Origin of the sequence: Halorarius halobius, from assembly GCF_024298865.1 — an archaeon.
In the GTDB taxonomy this organism is placed as follows: domain Archaea; phylum Halobacteriota; class Halobacteria; order Halobacteriales; family Haloarculaceae; genus Halorarius; species Halorarius halobius.
In genome coordinates this window covers 1250618-1270844 of the sequence record NZ_CP101161.1, presented here as the reverse complement: position 1 = coordinate 1270844, position 20227 = coordinate 1250618, and the positions used below count along the sequence as shown (strand labels likewise).

The window sequence follows — 20227 nt, the reverse complement described above, 5'->3', positions numbered from 1 at the left end:
CGCGACATGTAATTTATAGACGCCACGCACCGGCACACAGCACCGCCCCACGGAACGCCGTTCGCCGCGCGCCCGGCCCGAGAGGGCTCAGACGACGAGCACGTCGTCGCTCGGTTCGTACTCCATCTCACGGGCGACCCGTTCTGCGACGCCGTCCCCGAACGCCCGGGCGACGAGATGGAAGGCGAGGTCCAGCCCCGACGTGACGCCGCCGGCCGTGAGCACGTCGCCCGCGTCGACCACGCGGGCCTCGCGTGCGTCGGCGTACGCCCGCAGGTCGTCGAGCGCCGAGTGGTGTGTCGTCGCGGGCACGCCGTCGAGGAGGCCCGCCGTCGCGAGCAACATCCCCCCGGTACAGACCGACGCCAGCGTCGTTCCCTCCGGGAGGCCGGCAAGCGCGTCCGGGAGCCGTCCGTCCTCGGCCTCGCGCCACGCACCCGGCGAGTCGCGGGCGTTCCAGCCACCCCCCGGCACGACGACGACCTCCGGGGTCGAGGCCCCGAACCGACCGTCAACACCCACCCGGAGGCCGTGACTCGCATGCACGCCCGTGCCGTCGAGCGACACCAGTCGCGCCGTCCCCGCTCCCGCGAACCGGCAGGCGTTCGCCCACACCTCGTACGGTGCGACGGCGTCGAGTTCGTCGAACCCCTCGTACACCACGATTTCGGCGTCCATGACCACGAATTCGTCCGATTCCGAGTTGAGCGTTGCGGCGAGGGGGCAGGCGAATAAACCAACGTCTGCGATAGAAAATCCGCGGCGCGTGTTCCAGTTCGGACGTGGAGGCCGCCCGCGAGACGTGTGCTCGCTACGTCACACCGCCGGAACGCGGTTCGTACTCCTCGTACGCGCGCGTCTCGTGGAGTTCGCGGAGCCGTTCGGCCACGTCGTACACGTCCTCGAACCCCGTGTACAGCGGCGCGGGCGCGACCCGGACGACGTTGGGCGGCCGGAAGTCGACGACCACGTCGCGGTCCTTCAGCGCCTCCGTCAGGCGGTACGCCTCCCCGTGTTCGATTGCGACGTGGCCACCCCGGTGGACCGGGTCGCGGGGCGACCCGACGGTGAAGGCGTCGGACAGGTCGTCGACCAGTGCGACGAGATACTCGGTGAGCGCGACCGACTTCGCCCGGATGCGGTCGATACCGGCTTCGTGGTGGACGTCGAGTGCGCCGTCGAGGGGGGCGGCCGCCAGCACGGGGACGGTGCCTATCTGGAACGCGCCCGCGCTCTCGGCGGGGGTGAACTCCCGGCGCATCTCGAACTGCGTTTCCTTCTCGTGGCCCCACCATCCTGCGAGCGCGGGCGTCGTCCCGACGTGTTCCTCGTTGCAGTAGAGGCCGGCGACCGCTCCGGGGCCGGCGTTGAGGTACTTGTAGTGACACCAGACGGCGAAGTCGACGCCCACCCCCGAGAGGTCGTGGGGCACCACGCCCACGGAGTGTGCGAGGTCGAATCCCGCGTACGCGCCGTGGTCGTGGGCCGCGGCGGTCAGCCGCTCGACATCGAGCAGTTGGCCCGACCGGTAGAGCACCGAGGGCATGAACAGCACGTCCACGTCCTCGGTAGCGAGTGCACGCTCGACGCGCGCCTCGTCGATGGTGCGGCCGTCGCCCGACTCGACGACCGTAAGGTGGTCGTCGGGGTCGAGCCCCCGCTGGCGGAGCTGTGCGCGAATCGCGTAGTGGTCCGTCGGGAAATCGAGGTCGTTCACGAGGACGGTGCCGGGGTCGTCGGCCGCGGCGGCGCTCCCCCCGTTCGCGAGGTCGAAGAACGTGCCGACGAGGGTGTGGATGTTGACCGTCGTCGACCCGCAGACGCACACTTCCTCGTCGCGCGCGCCCACCAGCGGCGCGACCTTCGCCCCGAGCCGTTCGCCGTAGTGGAACCAGTCGGGGTCGGCCTCGGTCCAGCCCTCGACGGCGTGTTCGCGCCACTGGTCGACGACGCGGTCGACGGCCGCCTCGCTCGCCTCGGAGAGAGCGCCGAGCGAGTTGCCGTCCATGTACGTGCCCGGCACGTCGAACCGGTCACGGAACTCGCGGAGGGCGTCGCCCTCGTCCGCCGCGCGTGCGGCCGCGCGTGTCATGTCTGGAACGTCCATACCGCCGGTCGGGCGGCCAGCCCCAAAGAGGGGCCGGAAGCGACGATAAACCCGATGTCGCGATACGAAATCCCACCCAGCGGCGAGCACGGGACACGCGCGCCACCGGGTGAGACGGGCGTCAGCGAGCGTTTAAGCCGCTCCGGAGCCGAACACGGCTGTTGCTCACCGACACACCCGGCATCCACCACGTCTCGGTCGTCGTCCGCGACGCGGCCGCAGTCCACCGGCTCTACACGGAGACGCTCGGCTTGCGCTGTGTCAAGCGGACCGTGAACTTCGAGGACAAGTTCACCTACCACCTCTACTACGGAAACGAGCACGGCGACCCCGGCACCGTGCTCACGTTCTTCCCGTACCCCGACGAGGTCGACGGCCGCGTCGGCCGCCCGCAGGTAGCGGCGACGGCGCTTGCCGTGCCGCCGAGGAGCCTCGACTACTGGGAGGACCGCCTCTCGGAGCGGGGCGTCGCCGTCGAACGCGACGAGCGGTTCGGCGACGCCCTCCTCCGGTTCTCGGACCCCGACGGCACGCGCCTCGAACTCGTCGGGACGGACGCGCCCGTCGACCCGTGGGACGAGGGGCCGGTACCGGCCGAGTACGCGATTCGAGGCATCCACGGCGTCTCGGTGCTCTCGGTCGACCCGTTTCAGACGGCGGGTCTGCTTGAGACGCTGGGGTTCGACCTCGAAGCCCAGGCCGGCGACCGGGTGCGCTACCGCGCGCCCGGCGACCACGCGACGGTCGTCGACCTGCTGGACCGCGAGGCCCCGTTCGGCCGGGAAGGGGCCGGCTCCGTCCACCACGTCGCGGTCCGTGCCGCGAGCGTCGACGAACTCCACGAGTGGCGCGAGCTGTTCGCCGAGCGCGGCTACGACGTCTCGCGGGTGAAGGACCGCCAGTTCTTCCACTCGCTGTACGTCCGCGAACCGGGCGGCATCCTGTTCGAACTGGCGACGGAATCGCCAGGTGTGGCCGCTGTCGAACCGCTCGACGCGCTGGGCGAGCGCCTGTACCTCCCGCCGCAGTTCGAGCCGGACCGCGAGATGATACGGCCACAGCTCCCCCCGCTCGACCCGTGACGCCCGACGACCCCCACGCCGACGGTGACCTCTTGACCGGTGGCGCGCCGCCGGCCGCCGCGGAGGCGGCCGTCGTCCTCCTGCACGGCCGCGGGGACTCCGCCTCGAACCTCCTGCGGCTGGCCGACGAGTTCCACGCCCACGGCCTCCTGCATCTCGCACCCGAAGCCGAGGGGCGACGCTGGTTCCCGTGGGCGCCGGAGAACGACCTCGCTCGCAACGAGCCATGGCTCTCGTCGGCCGTCGACGCCGTCGAGCGGGCGCTCGATACCGCCCGCGAGGCGGGCGTCCCCCCCGAGCGGACGCTGCTGTTCGGGTTCTCACAGGGCGCGACGCTCGCGGGCGAGGTCGCGGTGCGTCGCCCGCGCCGGTACGGCGGCGTGGCGATGCTCGCGGGCGGTCTGCTCGGGTCCGACGTCGCCGCCCGGACCGTCGACGGCTCGCTCGACGGGACGCCTGCGTTTCTCGGGTGGGGCCGCGACGACCCGGCGTTCGACCCCGAACGGGCCGACGCCAGCGCCGACGTGCTCGCGGCCGGCGGCGCGGCCGTGACCGACCGGAGGTACGACGACCTCGGTCACGCCATCAACGACGCGGAGACGGCCGCGGTCCGGGCGCTCGTCGACGACCTCCTGTAAGCGGCGGTCCCACCCGCGTCAGCGCCTCACCGCTCGTGTTCCTGCCAGCCGCCGGCATCGACCACGGCGAACAGTTTCCGCCAGTTCTCGTCGTCCTCGCTCTCGGGGAGCTGGTCCCGGAGCTGTCGGAAGTCCGAGTCGGGAACGACCTCGCTCACCAGGTCCACGACGACCTGGGCGTGGTAGGCTGCGTCCGTCGGCTCGCTCCCCTCGATGTCGCTGACCCGGTCGACGAACTCGCGCCAGTCGAACCGCTGGCCGTGTTCGTCGACGCCGTCCGTGAGATACCACTTCACCTCCATCGGGAGGGAGGCGGCGAGGTCGGCGGCGTTGCCCGCCGGGATGCGCTGGCCGAGCGTCGACAGCGTGGCGCGGGTCGCGCGGACCGCCTCGCCGGTGCCCGGGAGTTCGAGCCGGTGCTGGACCGCGCCGATGAACTCGTCGAAGTTCATGCGGGGCGGTGGAGCGCGCGCCGGCATTACTATGCGCCGGTTGTCGCCAGAGTGACCGGCATCGGCCGCCGGTAAGCCGGGCGTACCGGCTACCGCTGTGAGCCACGGAGGATGAGCGGACCGATGGCGAGCGTCCGCTTCGCCACGGTGGCGATGCGCGCGATGTACGCCACCAGAAGCAGGAACGGGAGCAGACAGACGGTGAAGGTGACCGACACGAGCCACAGCGTGTTCGTGAGTCCGAACGTGGTCCCGGGAACCGGGCCGGAGCCGAAGAACGCGAGCATCCCGCCGGCGACGACGAGCGCCGGCACCGCCGCATAGAGGATGAGTTGCGAGAGGTCGATGAGCGCCCACTGGAAGTACAGCGTCTTGATGTGCTCGCGGGCGGGGCCGAACATCGACAGCGCGGTCTTGAGGTCACTGAGCAGGGTGTCGGTGTCCTCGCTCATCTCGTCGGCGTACTCGTGTTTCAGTCGCTCGACCTGGAATATCTTCCAGCCGTAGTTGAAGTCCAGCGCGGCCCGCAACACGTCGTACTCGCCGAACGTCCCGCCGTCGAGTTCGTCCCGCACCTCGTCGGCGTTGCCGGTGAGGCTGTCGGTGAACTCGTCGACCTCCTCGCGGAGTTGCTGGTTGTCGCTCCCCGAAACCGAGTCGCGGACGGCCTCCGCCCGCCGCTCCGACATCTCGACGATGCGCCGGAGGAACGCCGACGGGTCGACCGGCGAGGGACCGCCGAACATGTTGGAGGTGTAGTCGCGGAAATCCATCGTGTTGCTCATCCGCTCGTGCTGGTCGCCGAGCGGCCCGTTCTCCTGTGAGATGACGAGCTGACTGATGGTCAACACGAGCGTGGTGCCGGTGATGATGGCCCCCAGCAACGTGGAGAACATCGTCTCCTTCGTGTCGCCGTTCGCGAGGTTCTGGGGTACGTCCGGCACGAGGATGCCGACCGCGAGAAACGCCGCGAACACGCCGACGGCCAGCCCCGCGGTGATGACCAGCCGGTTCGCCGTCAGCATTATCCAGAGCTTGATGCGGCTCTCGTCGGCCCGCTCCCGCATCGTGTTCGCGGTGCTTATCTCCTCGTCCGCGTCGGCGTCGATGTCCGTATCGGAGTCGGCGTCGGCGTCGATGTCCGTGTCGGGTTCGACGCTCACGCCTCCTCACCCTCCACCGGTCGCTTCAACACGAGATACTTCGTCCCCCCGCCGACGTACTCGACGGTGGTCACGAGCTCCCACCCGTCACCCCCGAGTTCGTTGAGTGCCTCTTTCGGGTCGACCGCCTCCTTCTTCGTCGACCCCCGTGGCGGCCGAAGCGTCTCGTACTCCCAGCGCGTCCGGTCCTCGCCCATGAGCCGTCGTATTCACTCCGGCCGAAAAAAGCCCCTCCACCGACACGGCAACCTTCACCCTCCCCCCGGCCGAACCACGCCGCATGGACCGCGCCGACGAACTGGACCCCGAGGCCGCCGAAATCGTCCGCGCGTTCGAGGCCCAGGGACTCCCCGAGTGGCACGCACTCTCGGTCGAGAGCGCCCGACGGCTCGAGGACGAACTGTTCGGCGCCGACCGCACGACCCCCGTCGACTACGTCCGCGACCTCGCGGTCGACGGCCCCGCCGGGGAGATGCCGCTCCGGGTCGTCCGTCCCGAGGCGGACGGCGAACTGCCGGTCGTCGCCTTCTATCACGGCGGCAACTGGGCGCTCGGCACGCTCGACTCCGTCGAGGACGTCTGCCGGGAACTGGCCGCCCGCACCCCCGCCGTGGTCGCCGCCGTCGACTACCGGCTCGCGCCCGAACACCCGTTCCCCGCCGGCCTGGAGGACTGCGTGGCGGCCTACGAGTGGCTCCGCGAGCACGCGGGGGCGTTCGGCGGCGACCCCGACCGGGTGGCCGTCGCCGGCACCAGCGCGGGCGGCAACCTCGCGGCCGCGACGGCGCTGTACTGCCGGAAGTTCGACCGCCGACCACCGGACCACCAACTGCTCTGTTACCCGATTACGGACCGCGATTTCTCGCGTGCCTCGTACGCCGAGAACGGCGACGGCCCCCTGCTCACGCGGGGCGCGCTGGACCACTACTGGGACCTGTATCTCCGGTCGCCCGTCGACGAACACAGTCCGTTCACCCGCGTCCTGCGGGCCGACCACGCCGACCTGCCGCCCGCGACGGTGGTGACCGCGGGGTTCGACCCCCTGCGCGACGAGGGAGCCGCCTACGCCGACGCGCTCTCGGGGGCGGGCACGCCGGTCCAGCACCACCACTACCCGGCGATGCCACACGGCTTCCTCTCGCTGTCCGACGAAGTGGCCGCCGCCGACGCGGCGTTCGACGACGCCGCGGCGACGCTGTTTTGAGGCGGGGTCGTATCTCGAAATCACCAGACACGGCGCGTATCCAACCACCCAGTGTCGCCCGCGTCCGCCAGAGGATTAGACTAGTCTAATCCTTTGCTTAGAAGGCAATCTATTTACGTTTAGCCATACCACCCACAGGTAGCTATGACCACGCTACTGGCCGTGCCACCGGACGGTACGGGCCGGCTCGAACCGCACCGCCGACCGCGCCACACCCGCTCCACCGAGCCATGATTCCGCTCCAGCTCCCGCCGGGCACGTTCGGGCCCGCCGTCCAGGAGGCGCTCAACATCCTCATCGGCTCCTGGCGCGAGGCGTTCGTGCAGGTGTCGGGGTTCGTCGCCGTGACGGTCCTGCTTTTCAGCCTCGTCCAGTACCGGTTCGACGGGAAGCTCACCGCCTGGCTGAAGAACCACGAGCGCGCACAGCCGCTCGTCGGCGGCCTGCTCGGGCTGACGCCGGGCTGTGGCGGCGCCATCGTCGCCATGCCGCTGTACATCCGCGGCACCGTCAGCTTCGGAACGGTCGTCGCGGCGCTGGCGGCGACTGCCGGCGACTCGGCGTTCGTCATCCTCGCGCTCGCGCCCGAGGCGGCGCTGTACGCCTACGGGCTGGCGTTCGTCTCCGCGGTGCTGTTCGGCTACGCCATCGACCTCTGGGGGCTCGGCGTCGGCCGCGTCGACGACGCCGTCGAGCGCATCGGCCGGCCGATGACCGACGGCGGCTTCGCCACCACGAGCGTCGCCGACGGCGGGCCGAGCATCCCCGAGTACGACGCCCCCGCCGGCCGCGACCACGGGCACCACGACCACCACACCAGCACGCCGTGGTATCTCCCGCGCCGGTCCCGGCTTCTGGAGCGGGCGAGCCACGCGCTCCACGTCCTCTGGTGGGTGGTCGCCGCGGGCGCGCTGGTCGCCGGCGTGCTGTATCTGGCCAAGGGCGCCCAGGAACCCGCGTGGGAACTCGCGGCCACCTACGACGGCCTGTTCACGGTCGCCGGCCTCGTCGGCTCCACGCTGTCGTTCGGCCTCTACTTCGGTGCCCGCCACTACATCGGCGACGGCGCGACCGGCCGGATTCCGGACACGTTCGCCAGCGCGTACAAGACGTTCCAGCACGCCGCCATGGAGACCGCGATGGTCACCGTCTGGGTCGTCGGCGGCTACCTCGTCTACTCGTACGGCATCGCCCTGCTCGGCGTCGACATCGGGATGCTCGCGAACCAGGCGGGCGTGCTCGCGCCGATTGCGGGTGCCGCGCTCGGCCTCGTCCCCGGCTGTGCGGCCCACATCGTGTTCGCCACCCTCTACGCCGAGGCGGAGGCCATCCCCTTCTCCGCGCTGACGGCCAACGCCATCAGCCAGGACGGCGACGCGCTGTTCCCGCTGATGGCCATCGACATGAAGGCCGCCGTCGTCGCCACCATCTACACGACGATTCCCGCGCTCATCGTCGGCGTCTCGGTGTACTATCTCTGGCCGTTCGCCCGGTTCGGGTTCGGGGTGTGAGAATGTACGACGCCGTCCTCGTCCCCGTCGACGGAAGCGACCACGCGCTGGCGGCGGCCCGCCACGCGCTCGGACTCGCGGAGACGTACGGCGCGACCGTCCACGGCCTCTACGTCGTCGACACCGGAACGAGTTGGCTGACCGTCTCGAAGAACGAGGTACGCGAGGGGCTCCGCGAGGTGGGTGAAGCGGAGGCCGAGCAGGCGCTCTCGGACCTCGAAGCGGTGGCCGCCGACTACGACGCGGACCTCTCGACCGAACTCCGCGAGGGCGACCCCGACGAGGAGATACTCGCGGCCGCCGACGCCCACGAGGTAGACCTCGTGGTGATGGGCACCCACGGGCGCGAAGGGTTGCGCCGACGCCTCGTCGGGAGCGTCGCCGAACGGGTCGTCCGGGAGGCCGACCCCCCGGTGATGACCGTCACCGCCGGCGGCGACTGACGCCCGGCCTAACAGCAACCGGGCTCACAACAGCAGCAGCCACCGCCGGCGGCGGCGCGAACCGCCCGGGCGAACGCTTCCGCGTCGATACAGTCGGAACAGCAGTCCTGAGAGGACATACACGAACGAGTAGGGACGCGAGGAACAAGTACGTCGCAGTGGCCGCCGACTCGGGGGGTTTCCGCGTGGAAAGCCGGCGGGCGACTTTTGGCTCGCCGACCCCATCGGCGGGTATGGACGACCACGTCTGGCACGGCATCCACGACCTGCTCGGGCGCAAGTGGACGAGCCACGTCCTGCTGGCGCTCGCCGAGGAGTCACGCGGGTTCAACGCCATCGAGCAGGCGTTCCCGGGGCTCACGCCGAAGGTGCTGTCGACGCGGCTCGACGAACTCCGGTGTCGGGGGTTCGTCGAGCGCGAGGTGCACGCGACGACCCCGCCCGAGACGACGTATCGCCTGACTGCGGCGGGACGAGCGTTCGCCGACCGGCTCCGCGCGCTGGAGGGAACCGTCGAACCGTGTAACGACGACCAGCGGTGCGTCACCGTCGCGGACTGCTGCTGATTTCGTATCGCGGCCGGAGGTTTATGACAACCGATTGTCGCACGTACGGCTGACGTGCGTCCGACAGCGAGGGGAGTTGCGTGTGCTTTTGCCGCTGGGCGCCAACTCGTTGATATGGTCCAGAACGTCGCCGGCCAGATGGCCGAACTGGAGCCCGAGGATTTCTATCTGCTGTCGGGGCTCGAACAGGGGATGCGGTTCTCTCGGTGGGTCGCGGAGGGGAAACTGCCGGAGTTCTCGCGGCTCGACGGCGACGAAGTCGACTACCGGCTCGACCGCTGTGAGCGCCGGGAGCTGGTCGAACGCAAGACCATCCAGTACACGGGGTTCCGGCTGACGTTCGAGGGGTACGACGCGCTCGCGCTTCGGACGTTCGCCGAGCGGGACACGCTGGAGGGCGTCGGTGCGCCGCTGGGCGTCGGCAAGGAGTCGGACGTGTACGAGGCCCGCTCGTACAAGCCGCTGGCGCTGAAGTTCCACCGCGAGGGGTACACGAACTTCCGGGAAGTGCAGAAGGAGCGGGAGTACACCGCCGACAGGGACCACATCTCGTGGTTCTACACCGCCCGCAAGGCCGCCGAGCGGGAACACGAGGCGCTACGGAGCGTCTACCCGGAGGTGTCGGTTCCCCGGCCGGTCGACCACAACCGCCACGCCGTCGTGATGGAGCAGTTCGACGGCGTGGAGCTGTCGCGGGCGAAACTCGAGGACGGGCAGGCCGTGGGCGTGCTCGACCTGGTGCTCGGGGAGATGGGGACCGCCTACGAGCAGGGGTACGTCCACGCCGACATGAGCGAGTACAACGTCGCCGTCTCCTCGGAGGGCGTCACCGTCTTCGACTGGCCGCAGGCCGTCGAGACCGACCACGAGAACGCCGACGAACTGCTGGAGCGCGACTGCGAGAACGTCGTGGGCTACTTCCGCAGGAAGTACCCCGGGGCGACCCCCGACGAGGTGGACTGCGAGGCGCTGGCGGCGGCGCTTCGCGACGGCTCGTTCGAGACGGTGCGGGCGTTCGCCTGACCGAAACGCCTATACCCGACGACTGTCAGGGCCGAACCGACCGGCGGCCGCTACCGAACCGGGCCTACACGACCCCGGTCGCACCTGGGCGCCGCCGGTCAGGTATTCCCTTTCCCCCGTTCGGCGAGCGGCGGCGTTTCGACGCCCTTTTGAGCGCGGACGGGCAACCTCGGCCAAGCACGTCGGGTGCGGGCTCCGACGGGCACCTGCTACGGCAGGCTGGAATGTGGTTGCCCCCGTGGCAACTGAACCGCTCGACGCCCGCGGTGAACACACATGGCACGAAGCTTCTACTCGCACATCCGCGAGGCGTGGCAGACCCCCAAGGAGGGGAAGCTCGCCGAGCTCCAGTGGCAGCGACAGCAGGACTGGCGGAAACAGGGCGCTATCGAGCGCATCGAGCGCCCCACGCGGCTCGACAAGGCCCGCTCGCTCGGCTACAAGGCCAAGCAGGGCGTCGTCGTCGTCCGCGTCTCCGTCCGGAAGGGCTCCGCGCGCAAACAGCGGTTCAAGGCCGGCCGCCGCTCGAAGCGGCAGGGTGTCAACCGCATCACCCGCCGGAAGTCCATCCAGCGCATCGCCGAGGAGCGCGCCTCCCGCAAACACCCGAACCTCCGCACGCTCGCCTCCTACTGGGTCGGCGAGGACGGCTCCCAGAAGTGGCACGAGGTCATCCTGCTCGACCCCGAGCACGGCGCCATCCAGAACGACGACGACCTCTCGTGGATCTGTGACGACACGCAGAAGGGCCGCGCGTTCCGCGGCAAGACCAACGCGGGCAACGACGGCCGCGGCCTCCAGTCGAAGGGGACGGGCACCGAGCAGACCCGACCCAGCATCCGGTCGAACCGCCGCGCCGGCAAGTAACCACGCGCGTTCCGTTTTTTCCGTCGCACCCGCCGACCAGCGGCGCGTCCCTACGCGTACAGCTGTGACTCGACGTAGCCGTCGAGCACGTCGCGGACCTCGGCGGACGCGTCGGAGTCGGTGCTGAGCGTCCAGGTCACGCCGCCCGACGCGACCGCAAGCAGGAGGCGGGCCGTCCGCTCCGGGTCCACGTCCTGGAACGCGCCCGAGTCGACGCCGCGCTCGACGACGCCGACCAGCATCGCCTCGATGGCGTCGTACAGCTCCTCGAACCCCTCGGCGTACGCCGGGTCGTGTGGCGCCTGCGCCTGGAGCGCGAGGATGGCGACACGGAACGTCCGGTCCTCGCCGTCGAACGTCCGGGGGAGCAGTTCATCGAGCAGTGCCTCCAGCGCCGCCCGGGGGTCGTCGATGCGCCCGTTGAGGTCCCCTTCCATCTCGCTCCGGAACTCCTCGATGACCCAGTCGAGAAACGCCTGCAGGATGGCATCCTTGTCGTCGTAGTGGTAGTAGAGCAACGACTTCGACTTCGGGAACGCGTCCGCGATACCCTGGATGGTCAAGTCCGCGTGCCCGTGCGCGGACAGCGCCTCGTAGGTCGCCTCCATGATGGCGGCCTCCGTGTCGTTCGGCTCGGCGTCACCCATGAGACGGAAGGCGCAATCCGCGCGTAAATCCGTTTCGGGCGACCGGCCGCGGCCCCCCGTCGTTGGCCGTCAATAGCCGCCTCGTCGCCGGGGCGTGCGCTACTCGTCGCCGGTGAACTCCGCGCCCCCGTCGTCTGCGGACGACGATGAGTTGCCGGAGAGCGCGCCACCCGCGTCCTCGGCCGCCGAGGCCGCGTCGCCCGTGACGCTCCCGACCGGGTCGTTGGTGTCGACGCCGGCGACGACGTTCGTGTCGGAGGTGCTCGGAACCGCCACCCACGAGGCGTCGGGGTCCGCGGGCATGGGGTTCGCCTCCGCGGGCCCGAACGTGTACCGGTTCGACTCCGCGAGCGAGTCGGGCGCCTCCACCAGATAGGAGTACTCCGTCGACTCGCCGGCGGCGGCCTCGTCGGCGAAGTAGACGTACTTGGGGCCGCCCTCGTTCGGCTGTTCGACCCGTTCGATGTCGTCGGAGAACTCGGTCTTGACGGTCCAGGCGCCGGGCACGACGTCACGAACCGTCGCGTCGGCGTCGGGGTCGGTCACCGTCAGGTCGATTTCGTCGGTCTGGCCGCCGGTGAACAGCGAGCCGTCGTCGGTTCGGGAGCCGCCGGCGACGCCGAACGTCTCGGCCGTCGCGTCGACGCTCACCGAGAGGTCGAAGTGGCTCTGCACGTCGTGGCCGTTGACGACGCCGGGGACGTTGACGAGTTTGGCGACCACCACGTACGTGGTCGTCTCGCCTGCGTCGCCGGGCACCGAGACGCTGACCGAGGGCGCGCCCGTCATCCCCTGGCCGCGGGCGACGATGGTGGGCTCGCCGCGGTCGCTGGGGTTGGCGGGGTCGTAGACGAACAGGTCGACGTGGGGGTCGTCGGCCGCCATCCCCTTGTTGCCGCCCGACAGATGCGACAGTTCGACGGACACCTCGAGCGTGCCGGCCGGCGCCTCGACGTAGCCCGCCGTCGCCCGCGAGTCCTCGGGGACGTAGAGGCCGAGCGTCTCGCTCGTACTCCGGGAGCCGGTGGTCGGGTCGTCGTCGGCACCCGCCGTAACCTCGGGAGTCAGGTCGCGCGTGACCGCGTCGACGGCGGCGTCGGGGTTGACCCGGCCGTACCCCTCGTAGGGGTCGCGACCGCCGAAGTCGTAGGTCGGCGCCTTCGGCGGGTTCTGCCCCGCGTGGTACGGCGCGGCGGTGAACACCGACTCGCTGGCGGTCGCGAGCAGTATCTGCTTGAGCCGGTAGACGTCCGACTCGTCGGTCTTCGCCGGCTCGGGGAGCGTCACCGCCTCGGGACGCTTCCCCTGGTCGGGCAGGCCGAACTCCATCGCCTCCGCGACGAGGCCGGCGACGCCGTTCGTGTACGGCGACGACATCGAGGTGCCGGCCTTGTCGGTGTAGTCGCGGGGGGCGAACGGCTCGTCGGCACCCGCGTCGGGGGTGCCGTCGGCGTTGCCGTACGTCGTCGAGGGGTCGCCGTTCTTGGCCGCGCGAGCGAGTTCGTAGATGCTCGGAATCGGGTAGCCGACGCCGACGGGGGGCTCCGGCAGGAACTCCGTGACCAGCGGCGGGTTCGTCGCCAGCCCCAGCCCGATGTTGGCGAGCGCGTCCGGGCCGATGTCGCCGCCGGGCGCGGTCACGTCGGGCTTCATGTAGACGGGCGAGGACTCCGCGGAGGGGTCGCTCTGCTCGTCGACGCCGCCGATGCCGCCCGAGGAGTACGTCGCGATACCGTCGAACGGCCCGGTGGCGACGACCGAGATGGCCTCGTCCGCGGCGGCGGGGCCGCCGTTGCCGTTCGCGGGCGTGAACGCGTTGCCCGCAGAGGCACAGACCAGCATCCCGCCCTCGGTTATCTTCCGCACGTCCGCGCGGGTGGAGTCGAGCTGTTCGACCTGTCCCAGCGGGACGCCCTGGAGCGGCCCCCAGGACATGTTGACCGAGCGGATGTTGAACGTCTCCTTGAACTCGGTGGCGTACTCCCCGAGGTCGGCCGTCGGGGTGCCGAGCCCCTGCAGGCCGACGATGCCCGCGTTGGGCGCGACGCCGGGGTGGAGCGCCTGCTCGCTGTCGACGGCGTCGCCGGGAACGGCCTCGCCGACGGTGTCGGCGGCGAACTTCGTCGCGCCGACCGCGATGCGGTCGAGCGTGCCCGCGGTGGGGTTGCCCGCCTGCGCCTGCTCGGCGACGCCCTCCAGTTCGGCGTCCGTCTCGCGTGGCCGCACCTGCACGGTGTAGGTGCCGTCTTCCTCGATGGGGTGTTCGAGGATGATGGAGTCCTTCCGGATGGGCGAGGCGTCGAGTTCGCGGCCGTCCGGCGCGACGATGTGGAGCGCGACGTTCGTGCCGAACGCGGAGGCCCAGACGCTCTGGCCCGCCTTCGCCTCCACCTCGTACTCGCGGAAGTCGCCGGGGAGAAGCGTCGCCCCCGGTTCCTCGACGGCGCTCGTCTCGATGGTGCTGGCGCGGCCGGAGCCCGCCATGATAGAGGAGACGTGCGTGCCGTGGCCGTTCTGGTCACGGGGCTTCTCGAACTCGCCGTAGCGGGTGCCCGCGTCGTACCAGCCGACGGTCTTGCCGTCGCCGGCGAACGGGTCGACCGACTCACCCGTCTCACCCGTCTCGGTGTCGACCACCGAGAACCCCGAGTCGTCTATCTCGGCGCGCACGCCGCTCCACGGTCCGAGGTCCGGGTGGCGGGCGTCGACGCCCGAGTCGGTCAGCGCCAGCGTCCGGTCACGGCGGCCCCGCAGGCCGCGGTCCCAGACCTTCCGGGCTTCGACCGCTCGCCAGTTGAGGAACCGTTCGTCGATACCGTTCGTCGCCGCGCTCGCGCCGGTCGACCCGAGCGCGAGCGCGGTGGCCGTCAGGCCGACCCCCTTCAGGAACGTCCGGCGTCCCACGCCGGAGTCGTCGTCTGACATGTGGCTCAACGGGGCGTCAGCACGGTAAAGGTGGTTGTGACAAAACCGTCGAATGGACGTTCAGTCTATCGCGTGGTTTACATTTAAACACCACTCGATAGCCGGAACTACCACAACTCATTTAGTGTTGCTAACTAATTATCAGCCAGAACAGTCCGTCGACCATGAGGGGTATCTCACGAGGAGTGGCCGCTCTCCTCCTGTCGCTGGTCGTCTTCGGAGCCCTGGCTGGCGGCGCAACCGCGGGCGCCCCCGACGACCCACTGACGAACGACACCGCCACGCCGACCGGCGACACCGCCGAGACGGTGGGCGACACGGTCGAGGAGACGCTCGACGGCGATGGGTTGGACACGACCCTGGGTGACGCGGGGGAGACTACCCACGGGACGCTCGGCGAGACGGGCGACCGGACCGACGAGACGCTCGGCGACGCCGGGACCACCGTCACCTCCGACCTCGATGCGGCGGTCGGGGCACTCCCCGAGTCCGAAATCGCCAGCACCGGCACCGACGGCGTCGCCACGGTCGGCGCGGAGACGACGAGCGGGCTGAAGAGCGTCGGCGCCAACCTCACGAACGCGACCGAGACGGTCGGCGCCGAGACGACGGAGGGCGCCGAACGGGCGGGCGAGGCTCTCGCCGACGGTGACACGGCGCTGTCGGCGTCGCTCGACGGCGGCGACGCGTCCGCGGGAACGACCGGGGACGACGGCTCCGGGGGCGACGGCTCCGAGCCCTCCATCGAACCCGTCGGCGCGGGCGACGGCACCGACGACGCCGGAAGCGTCGCGGTCGGCAGTCTGGCCGCCCCCACCGACGCGACCACGCCGCGTATCGCCGCGATGAGCGCCGCCGGCACCCGACTCCCCGACGGACCGGTCTCGGTGACCGCCGGCGCGACCGCCGCCGCGGGCGTCGCCGCCGTCGCGGCGGGGACGATGCTCGGGAGCGGCACCGGCATCGAGACGGAGGTGAGTCGCCGTCTCACCGCCGGACTCGACCGCCTCGCACGGATGGTGGCGCCGTTCCGCTACTCCAGCTACGACGGCTCCGACCCGCTGGAACACGAGGACCGCGCGGCCATCCACGACTACGTCAGCGAGCAACCGGGCGCGTACATGTCGGCGGTGAGCGAGGCGGTCGACGTCCCCCACTCGACGGCCCGCCACCACGTCCGCGTCCTCGAGCGGGAGGGGCTCGTCGAGAACGCGAAGGTCCGCGGCCGCCGCCGACTGTTCCCGGCCCACAGCCAACAGCAGGAACTGGCGGCCGCGATGGCCGACGACGCCACCGCCGAGATGCTGGAGGCCATCGCGCGGCTCGGCCCCTGCTCGGGGTCGGCGCTCGCCGACGAGGTCGGGAAGTCGGTGTCGACGGTGAGCCACCACCTCTCGCGGCTGGAGGACGACGGGCTCGTCGTCCGCGAGAAGGACGGCCGCGCGACGGTGAACACGCTCCCGGCGGACGTACAGGACGCGCTCGCGCCGGACCGCGAGCCCGCCGACCGGGACGCGCCCACCGTCAGCGCGGACTGAACCTCTTGTAGGAAGCCGCGGCCACCCGCGGCATGGCCGACCGCACGCTCGTCGCGTACGCCCGCGACGACGGCTACGACACCCACTACGCCCACAGCGGCGTCGATGCGGACGCGCTCTCGCCCGAGACGCCCACCGGCGGCCCCGCCGACCGCGAGTTGACGCGCCTGCGCGAGGCGCTTGCGGACCGCGGGGTCGCCCTCGGCCCGACCCGCGACGGTCCCGCGGTCGACCCCGACCCGCTCCGCCGTGGAGTGTCGTGGGACGCGGTGGTCGCGGGTCTCGACTACCGCGCGTACGACCGCTGTCTCCGGGTGGCCGACGGCTGGACGGTAACTGCCTTCCTGGTCGTCTGGTTCGGGTTCGAATCCCGGGGCGGCGAGGAACGGGACCCGAGCGGCGACGGCGCCCTGCTCGCGGTCGAGGAGGGAGAGGAGACGTACGCCCGCGGCTGGTTCGAGGGGACGAAGAGCGCCGTCGCCGACGGCCTCCGCTGTGGCCTGTACGGCGAGGACGGCGCCCGGGCGTATCTCGGGGGGCGCGTCCGCGCGTTCGCGGGCGACCGGGAGGTGTACGTACCCTGATGAGCCGCCACGACAGGTACGTGACGGTTGAGTGACCCCCGGACGGCAAGGTTTTGCCCGCGGCCGCACAACCGCGACCGATGAGCGAGTCGTCCGTGCTGGCGGCCCCCGACGCCGCCGGCGCACGCGACGCGGTGGCCGCGGGCGTCGACGCCGGCGAACTGGTGAGCGTGTTCGGCCGCTGTACCGTCGAGTACGAGGGCCGCGCGAGTTCGACGCTCGGGGCCGGCGACCGCCTCCTGCTTCTGAAACCGGACGGCACCGCGCTGGTCCACACCGACGAGGGCCACCAGCCGGTGAACTGGCAACCCCCCGGATGCGAGCACGCGGTGCGGGTCGACGACGGCGCGCTGGTCGTCCACAGCACCCGAGAGACGCCCGAGGAGGAACTGCTGGTCCGGTTCGAGGCCGTCGAGCGCGTCACCCGCTACGCGGTGGCCGACGACTCCGAGTTGTCGCTGTCGGGCACCGAGGCGGACCTCAAGGAGCGGGTGCTCGACGACCCCGAACTGGTCGAACGGGGGTTCGAACCGCGCGCCACCGAGCGGGAGACGCCCGCCGGCGCCGTCGACGTGTTCGGCGTCGACGCCGACGGCAACACGGTGGTCGTGGAACTGAAGCGGCGGCGCGTCGGCCCGGACGCCGTCGGGCAGTTGAACCGCTACGTCGAGGCGCTCCGGCGCGACCTCCACGGGGACGCGACCGTGCGGGGGATGCTCGTCGCCCCCTCCGTCACGGACCGCGCGCGGCGCCTGCTCGCGGAGAAAGGACTGGAGTTCGTCGCCGTCGAACCGACGCCCGACGACTAATCGTCGAGGTCGCGTTTCAACTCGGCGAGCAGTTCCAGCGCCTCCATCGGCGTCGTCGTCGCCACGTCCGCGTCCTCGATGCGGTCACGAACGCCGGCCGGGAGCTCCTCGTCCGCCCCGTTCGTCCGCACGTCCGCGTCCGAGTGGCCGTTCGAGTCGAAACGCTCCCCCGCGTCGAGCAGTTCGTGCGCCCGCGAGACCACCGGGTTCGGGACGCCCGCGCTCCGGGCCACCTCGACGCCGTACGACGCGCCGGCGGCACCCTCCCGCAGTTCGTGCGAGAACGTCACCTCGCCGCCGGAGCCGTCGGCGGCGAAATGGAGGTTCCGGGCCCGCGGCAGGTCCGCGGCGGCCTCGGTCAACTCGTGGTGATGCGTGGCGAACAGGGTCGTCGCGCCGACGGCGTCGTGGAGGTGTTCGGTCACCGCGCGGGCGATAGCCAACCCGTCCGTCGTCGACGTCCCGCGGCCCACCTCGTCGAGCAGGACGAGCGACGCCTCGGTGGCGCTCCGCAGGATGCTCGACAGTTCGGTCATCTCGACCATGAACGTCGACTGCCCGCCCGCGATGTCGTCGCTGGCGCCGACGCGGGTGAACACCCGGTCGACCACGGGGAGCGACGCCGACCCCGCGGGGACGAAGGACCCCGCCTGCGCGAGTATCTGTATCAGCGCGACCTGCCGCATGTAGGTGGACTTCCCCGCCATGTTCGGCCCCGTGATGACCGCGACGGTGCCGGGCGCGAGGTCGGTCGGGTTCGGGACGAACGAGGACGGCGTGGCGGCGTCGCCGTCGGCGAGACTGCCGGCGGAGCCTGCGGTCCGCTCGACCACGGGGTGACGGCCCGCCTCGATGTCGAACCGGTCGCCCCCGATTTCGGGTCGACAGTAGTCCCGCTCGGCGGCGACGGTCGCGAGCGACTGGAGGGCGTCGAGCGCGGCGACGGCGTCCGCGACCTGCTGGACGCGCTCGGTCTCCGCGGCGACGCTCGCGCGCAGGTCCGTGAACAGCCGATATTCGAGGTCGTCCGCGCGGTCCTCGGCGGTGACTATCTCCTCTTCGCGCTCCTTCAGTTCCGGCGTGACGAACCGCTCGCTGTTTTTCAAGGTTTGGCGCCGCTGGTAGTCGTCCGGGACGGCGTCGAGGTTCGGGTTCGTCACCTCGATGTAGTAGCCGTGGACCTGGTTGTAGCCGACCTTCAGCGAGTCGATGCCCGTCCGCTCGCGCTCGTCGGCTTCGAGCGCGTCTATCCACGCTTTCCCCTCGCGTTCGGTCTCCCGCAGGGCGTCGAGGTCGTCGTCGTACCCCTCGCGGATGAGCCCGCCCTCCGTGAGTTCGATGGGCGGCTCCTCCCGGAGGGCGCGGCCGACGTGGTCGCGCACTTCTTCGAGGGGGTCCAGTCGGTCACGGAGGTCACCCAGCAGGTCGCTGTCGGCGTCCGCCAGCGCCGCCCGGAGGTCGGGCACCACGTCGAGCGTCGACTTCAGCGAGCGCAACTCGCGGGCGTTCGCCCGGCCCCGGGACACCCGCGAGATGAGCCGTTCGAGGTCGTACACGTCCCGCAGGTCCTCGTGCAACTGCTCGCGGGTGGCCACGTCACCGACCAGTTCCTCGACGGCGTCGTGACGGGCCGCGATGTCGTCCTCGTCGAGCAGGGGGCGGCGGAGCCAGTCCTTCAGGCGGCGCGCGCCGAGCGCGCTCGCGGTTTCATCGACCGTGCCGAACAGGGTGGCGCCGTCCTCGCCGTGGACCGCCCGCCGCTCGAACAGTTCCAGCGAGCGGAGCGCGACCGCGTCGAGCAGCAGGTACTCGCGGGGGTCGTACCGCGTCAGGTGGTTGAGGTAGTCGAGGCGGTCGGACTCGCCGGCGCGGGTGTACTCGGCGTACGCCAGCAGGGCGCCACACGCGCGGACCTCGGCGTCGCCGGCCAGCAGGCTCTCGGGGTCGCCGAAGTAGTCGCCGACCCGCTCGGCGGCCGCCTCGCGGTCGAACGCGTCCGGCCGGAACGGCGTCACCATCGTCTCCGAATCGAGGAGGTCGGTGTCGACGCCCGGCGCGACCACCGCTTCGGCCGGCGCGAACCGGTCGAGTTCGTCCGCGACGGCCTCGCGGTCGCCGCCGGTCGCGTAGAAGTCGCCCGTCGACACGTCGAGGACGGCGAGACCGAGCGCGTCGCGGTCGGCCGCCAGCCCCGCGACGAAGTTGTTGTCCTCGTCTAAGAACTCGTCTTCGGTGAGCGTGCCGGGCGTGACGATGCGGGTGACCGCGCGGTCGACGACGCCCGTCGTCTCGGAGGGGTCCTGCACCTGGTCGGCGACGGCGACGCGGTAGCCCGCATCCAGCAAGGTCTCGATGTAGCTCTCGGCGTTGTCGATGGGGATGCCCGACATCGGGTAGCGACCGGTCGAGTCCTCGCGCTTCGTCAGGGTGATTTCGAGCAGTCGGGCGGTCCGCTCGGCGGCTTCACAGAACGTCTCGTAGAAATCCCCGACCTGGAACAGCACCAGCGAGTCGGGGTACTGCTCGCAGAGGTCGAGATACTGGGACATCATCGGGGTGAGGTCCTCCCGCCGGTCGGCCATCTTCTCGGGGGGTCCCAGCGCGGCGTCCATGTCCCGCGGAAGCGCCTCGCGGCTCAAATACCCCTCGGTGGCGCGGCGACCCAAGG

The 20227-nt window shown here is 70.9% G+C and carries 19 protein-coding genes; 11 read left to right on the top strand and 8 right to left on the bottom strand.

Features of this window, described 5'->3' with window-relative positions; all coding sequences use genetic code 11:
- Positions 1 to 87 precede the first annotated feature (87 nt).
- Both NL112_RS06760 and kynU read right to left on the bottom strand, forming a co-directional pair.
- On the bottom strand, positions 88 to 678 hold the full coding sequence (locus tag NL112_RS06760) for a DJ-1/PfpI family protein (RefSeq protein ID WP_255151869.1): 591 nt from the start codon (positions 676 to 678) through the stop codon (positions 88 to 90).
- A gap of 133 nt (positions 679 to 811) precedes the next feature.
- Positions 812 to 2107 (bottom strand): kynureninase, encoded by a 1296-nt coding sequence (kynU, locus tag NL112_RS06755; RefSeq protein ID WP_255151868.1) that lies wholly within the window; start codon positions 2105 to 2107, stop codon positions 812 to 814.
- 161 nt (positions 2108 to 2268) lie between these two features.
- On the opposite strand from kynU, the gene NL112_RS06750 reads away from it, so the two are divergent.
- Together NL112_RS06750 and NL112_RS06745 are read left to right on the top strand one after the other, a co-directional pair.
- On the top strand, positions 2269 to 3189 hold the full coding sequence (locus tag NL112_RS06750; RefSeq protein WP_255151867.1) for a VOC family protein: 921 nt from the start codon (positions 2269 to 2271) through the stop codon (positions 3187 to 3189).
- On the top strand, positions 3186 to 3827 hold the full coding sequence (locus tag NL112_RS06745) for an alpha/beta hydrolase (protein ID WP_255151866.1): 642 nt from the start codon (positions 3186 to 3188) through the stop codon (positions 3825 to 3827). Before NL112_RS06750 ends, NL112_RS06745 begins: the two co-directional genes overlap by 4 nt.
- Before the next feature lie 26 nt (positions 3828 to 3853).
- Here NL112_RS06745 and NL112_RS06740 read toward each other — a convergent pair whose 3' ends face one another.
- The 3 genes from NL112_RS06740 to sp36 form a co-directional block, all read right to left on the bottom strand.
- Positions 3854 to 4279, bottom strand: a complete 426-nt coding sequence (locus tag NL112_RS06740) for a DUF2267 domain-containing protein (protein ID WP_255151865.1) — start codon at positions 4277 to 4279, stop codon at positions 3854 to 3856.
- Between the two features lie 89 nt (positions 4280 to 4368).
- A complete protein-coding gene (locus NL112_RS06735) occupies positions 4369 to 5442 on the bottom strand; it encodes a DUF7972 family membrane protein (RefSeq protein WP_255151864.1) in 1074 nt (357 codons plus the stop codon).
- Entirely contained in the window at positions 5439 to 5639 is a 201-nt protein-coding gene (sp36, locus tag NL112_RS06730) for a Sp36 family protein (RefSeq protein ID WP_255151863.1), read from the bottom strand. The genes NL112_RS06735 and sp36 overlap by 4 nt, the downstream gene beginning before the upstream one ends.
- An 83-nt stretch (positions 5640 to 5722) precedes the next feature.
- Between sp36 and lipP1 the strand changes: the two genes are divergently transcribed.
- The 6 genes from lipP1 (at position 5723) to NL112_RS06700 (ending at position 11056) form a co-directional block, all read left to right on the top strand.
- Complete coding sequence (gene lipP1 / locus NL112_RS06725; RefSeq protein ID WP_255151862.1) at positions 5723 to 6646, top strand: LipP1 family hormone-sensitive lipase; 924 nt, start codon at positions 5723 to 5725, stop codon at positions 6644 to 6646.
- A gap of 230 nt (positions 6647 to 6876) precedes the next feature.
- Entirely contained in the window at positions 6877 to 8157 is a 1281-nt protein-coding gene (locus NL112_RS06720) for a putative manganese transporter (RefSeq protein WP_255151861.1), read from the top strand.
- A gap of 2 nt (positions 8158 to 8159) precedes the next feature.
- Positions 8160 to 8600 (top strand): universal stress protein, encoded by a 441-nt coding sequence (locus NL112_RS06715; RefSeq protein WP_255151860.1) that lies wholly within the window; start codon positions 8160 to 8162, stop codon positions 8598 to 8600.
- 233 nt (positions 8601 to 8833) lie between these two features.
- The gene (locus tag NL112_RS06710) at positions 8834 to 9166 is read left to right on the top strand and encodes a winged helix-turn-helix transcriptional regulator (protein ID WP_255151858.1); all 333 of its coding nucleotides are present in this window, start codon (positions 8834 to 8836) and stop codon (positions 9164 to 9166) included.
- A 114-nt stretch (positions 9167 to 9280) separates the two neighbouring features.
- On the top strand, positions 9281 to 10189 hold the full coding sequence (locus NL112_RS06705; protein WP_255151857.1) for a serine/threonine-protein kinase RIO2: 909 nt from the start codon (positions 9281 to 9283) through the stop codon (positions 10187 to 10189).
- Between the two features lie 276 nt (positions 10190 to 10465).
- Positions 10466 to 11056: a 50S ribosomal protein L15e gene (locus NL112_RS06700; RefSeq protein ID WP_255151856.1), complete on the top strand. Its 591-nt coding sequence runs from the start codon at positions 10466 to 10468 to the stop codon at positions 11054 to 11056.
- A 50-nt stretch (positions 11057 to 11106) separates the two neighbouring features.
- Here the strand turns inward: NL112_RS06700 and NL112_RS06695 are convergent, their stop codons facing one another.
- Positions 11107 to 11703 (bottom strand): TetR/AcrR family transcriptional regulator, encoded by a 597-nt coding sequence (locus NL112_RS06695; protein WP_255151855.1) that lies wholly within the window; start codon positions 11701 to 11703, stop codon positions 11107 to 11109.
- A gap of 99 nt (positions 11704 to 11802) precedes the next feature.
- Positions 11803 to 14628 carry a S8 family serine peptidase gene (locus NL112_RS06690; protein ID WP_255151854.1) on the bottom strand — a complete coding sequence of 942 codons (2826 nt, stop codon included), beginning with the start codon at positions 14626 to 14628 and terminating at the stop codon, positions 11803 to 11805.
- Between the two features lie 185 nt (positions 14629 to 14813).
- Between NL112_RS06690 and NL112_RS06685 the strand changes: the two genes are divergently transcribed.
- From NL112_RS06685 to nucS, 3 genes are all read left to right on the top strand, one after another.
- A complete protein-coding gene (locus NL112_RS06685; RefSeq protein WP_255151853.1) occupies positions 14814 to 16166 on the top strand; it encodes a winged helix-turn-helix transcriptional regulator in 1353 nt (450 codons plus the stop codon).
- Positions 16167 to 16198: 32 nt separating this feature from the next.
- Positions 16199 to 16750 (top strand): DUF6735 family protein, encoded by a 552-nt coding sequence (locus NL112_RS06680; protein WP_255151852.1) that lies wholly within the window; start codon positions 16199 to 16201, stop codon positions 16748 to 16750.
- Positions 16751 to 16830: 80 nt separating this feature from the next.
- Positions 16831 to 17559 carry an endonuclease NucS gene (gene nucS, locus NL112_RS06675; RefSeq protein WP_255151851.1) on the top strand — a complete coding sequence of 243 codons (729 nt, stop codon included), beginning with the start codon at positions 16831 to 16833 and terminating at the stop codon, positions 17557 to 17559.
- On the opposite strand, the gene mutS is transcribed toward nucS, so the two are convergent.
- Positions 17556 to 20171 (bottom strand): DNA mismatch repair protein MutS, encoded by a 2616-nt coding sequence (gene mutS / locus NL112_RS06670; protein ID WP_255151849.1) that lies wholly within the window; start codon positions 20169 to 20171, stop codon positions 17556 to 17558. The two genes, nucS and mutS, sit on opposite strands and share 4 nt — an antisense overlap.
- Positions 20172 to 20227 lie beyond the last annotated feature (56 nt).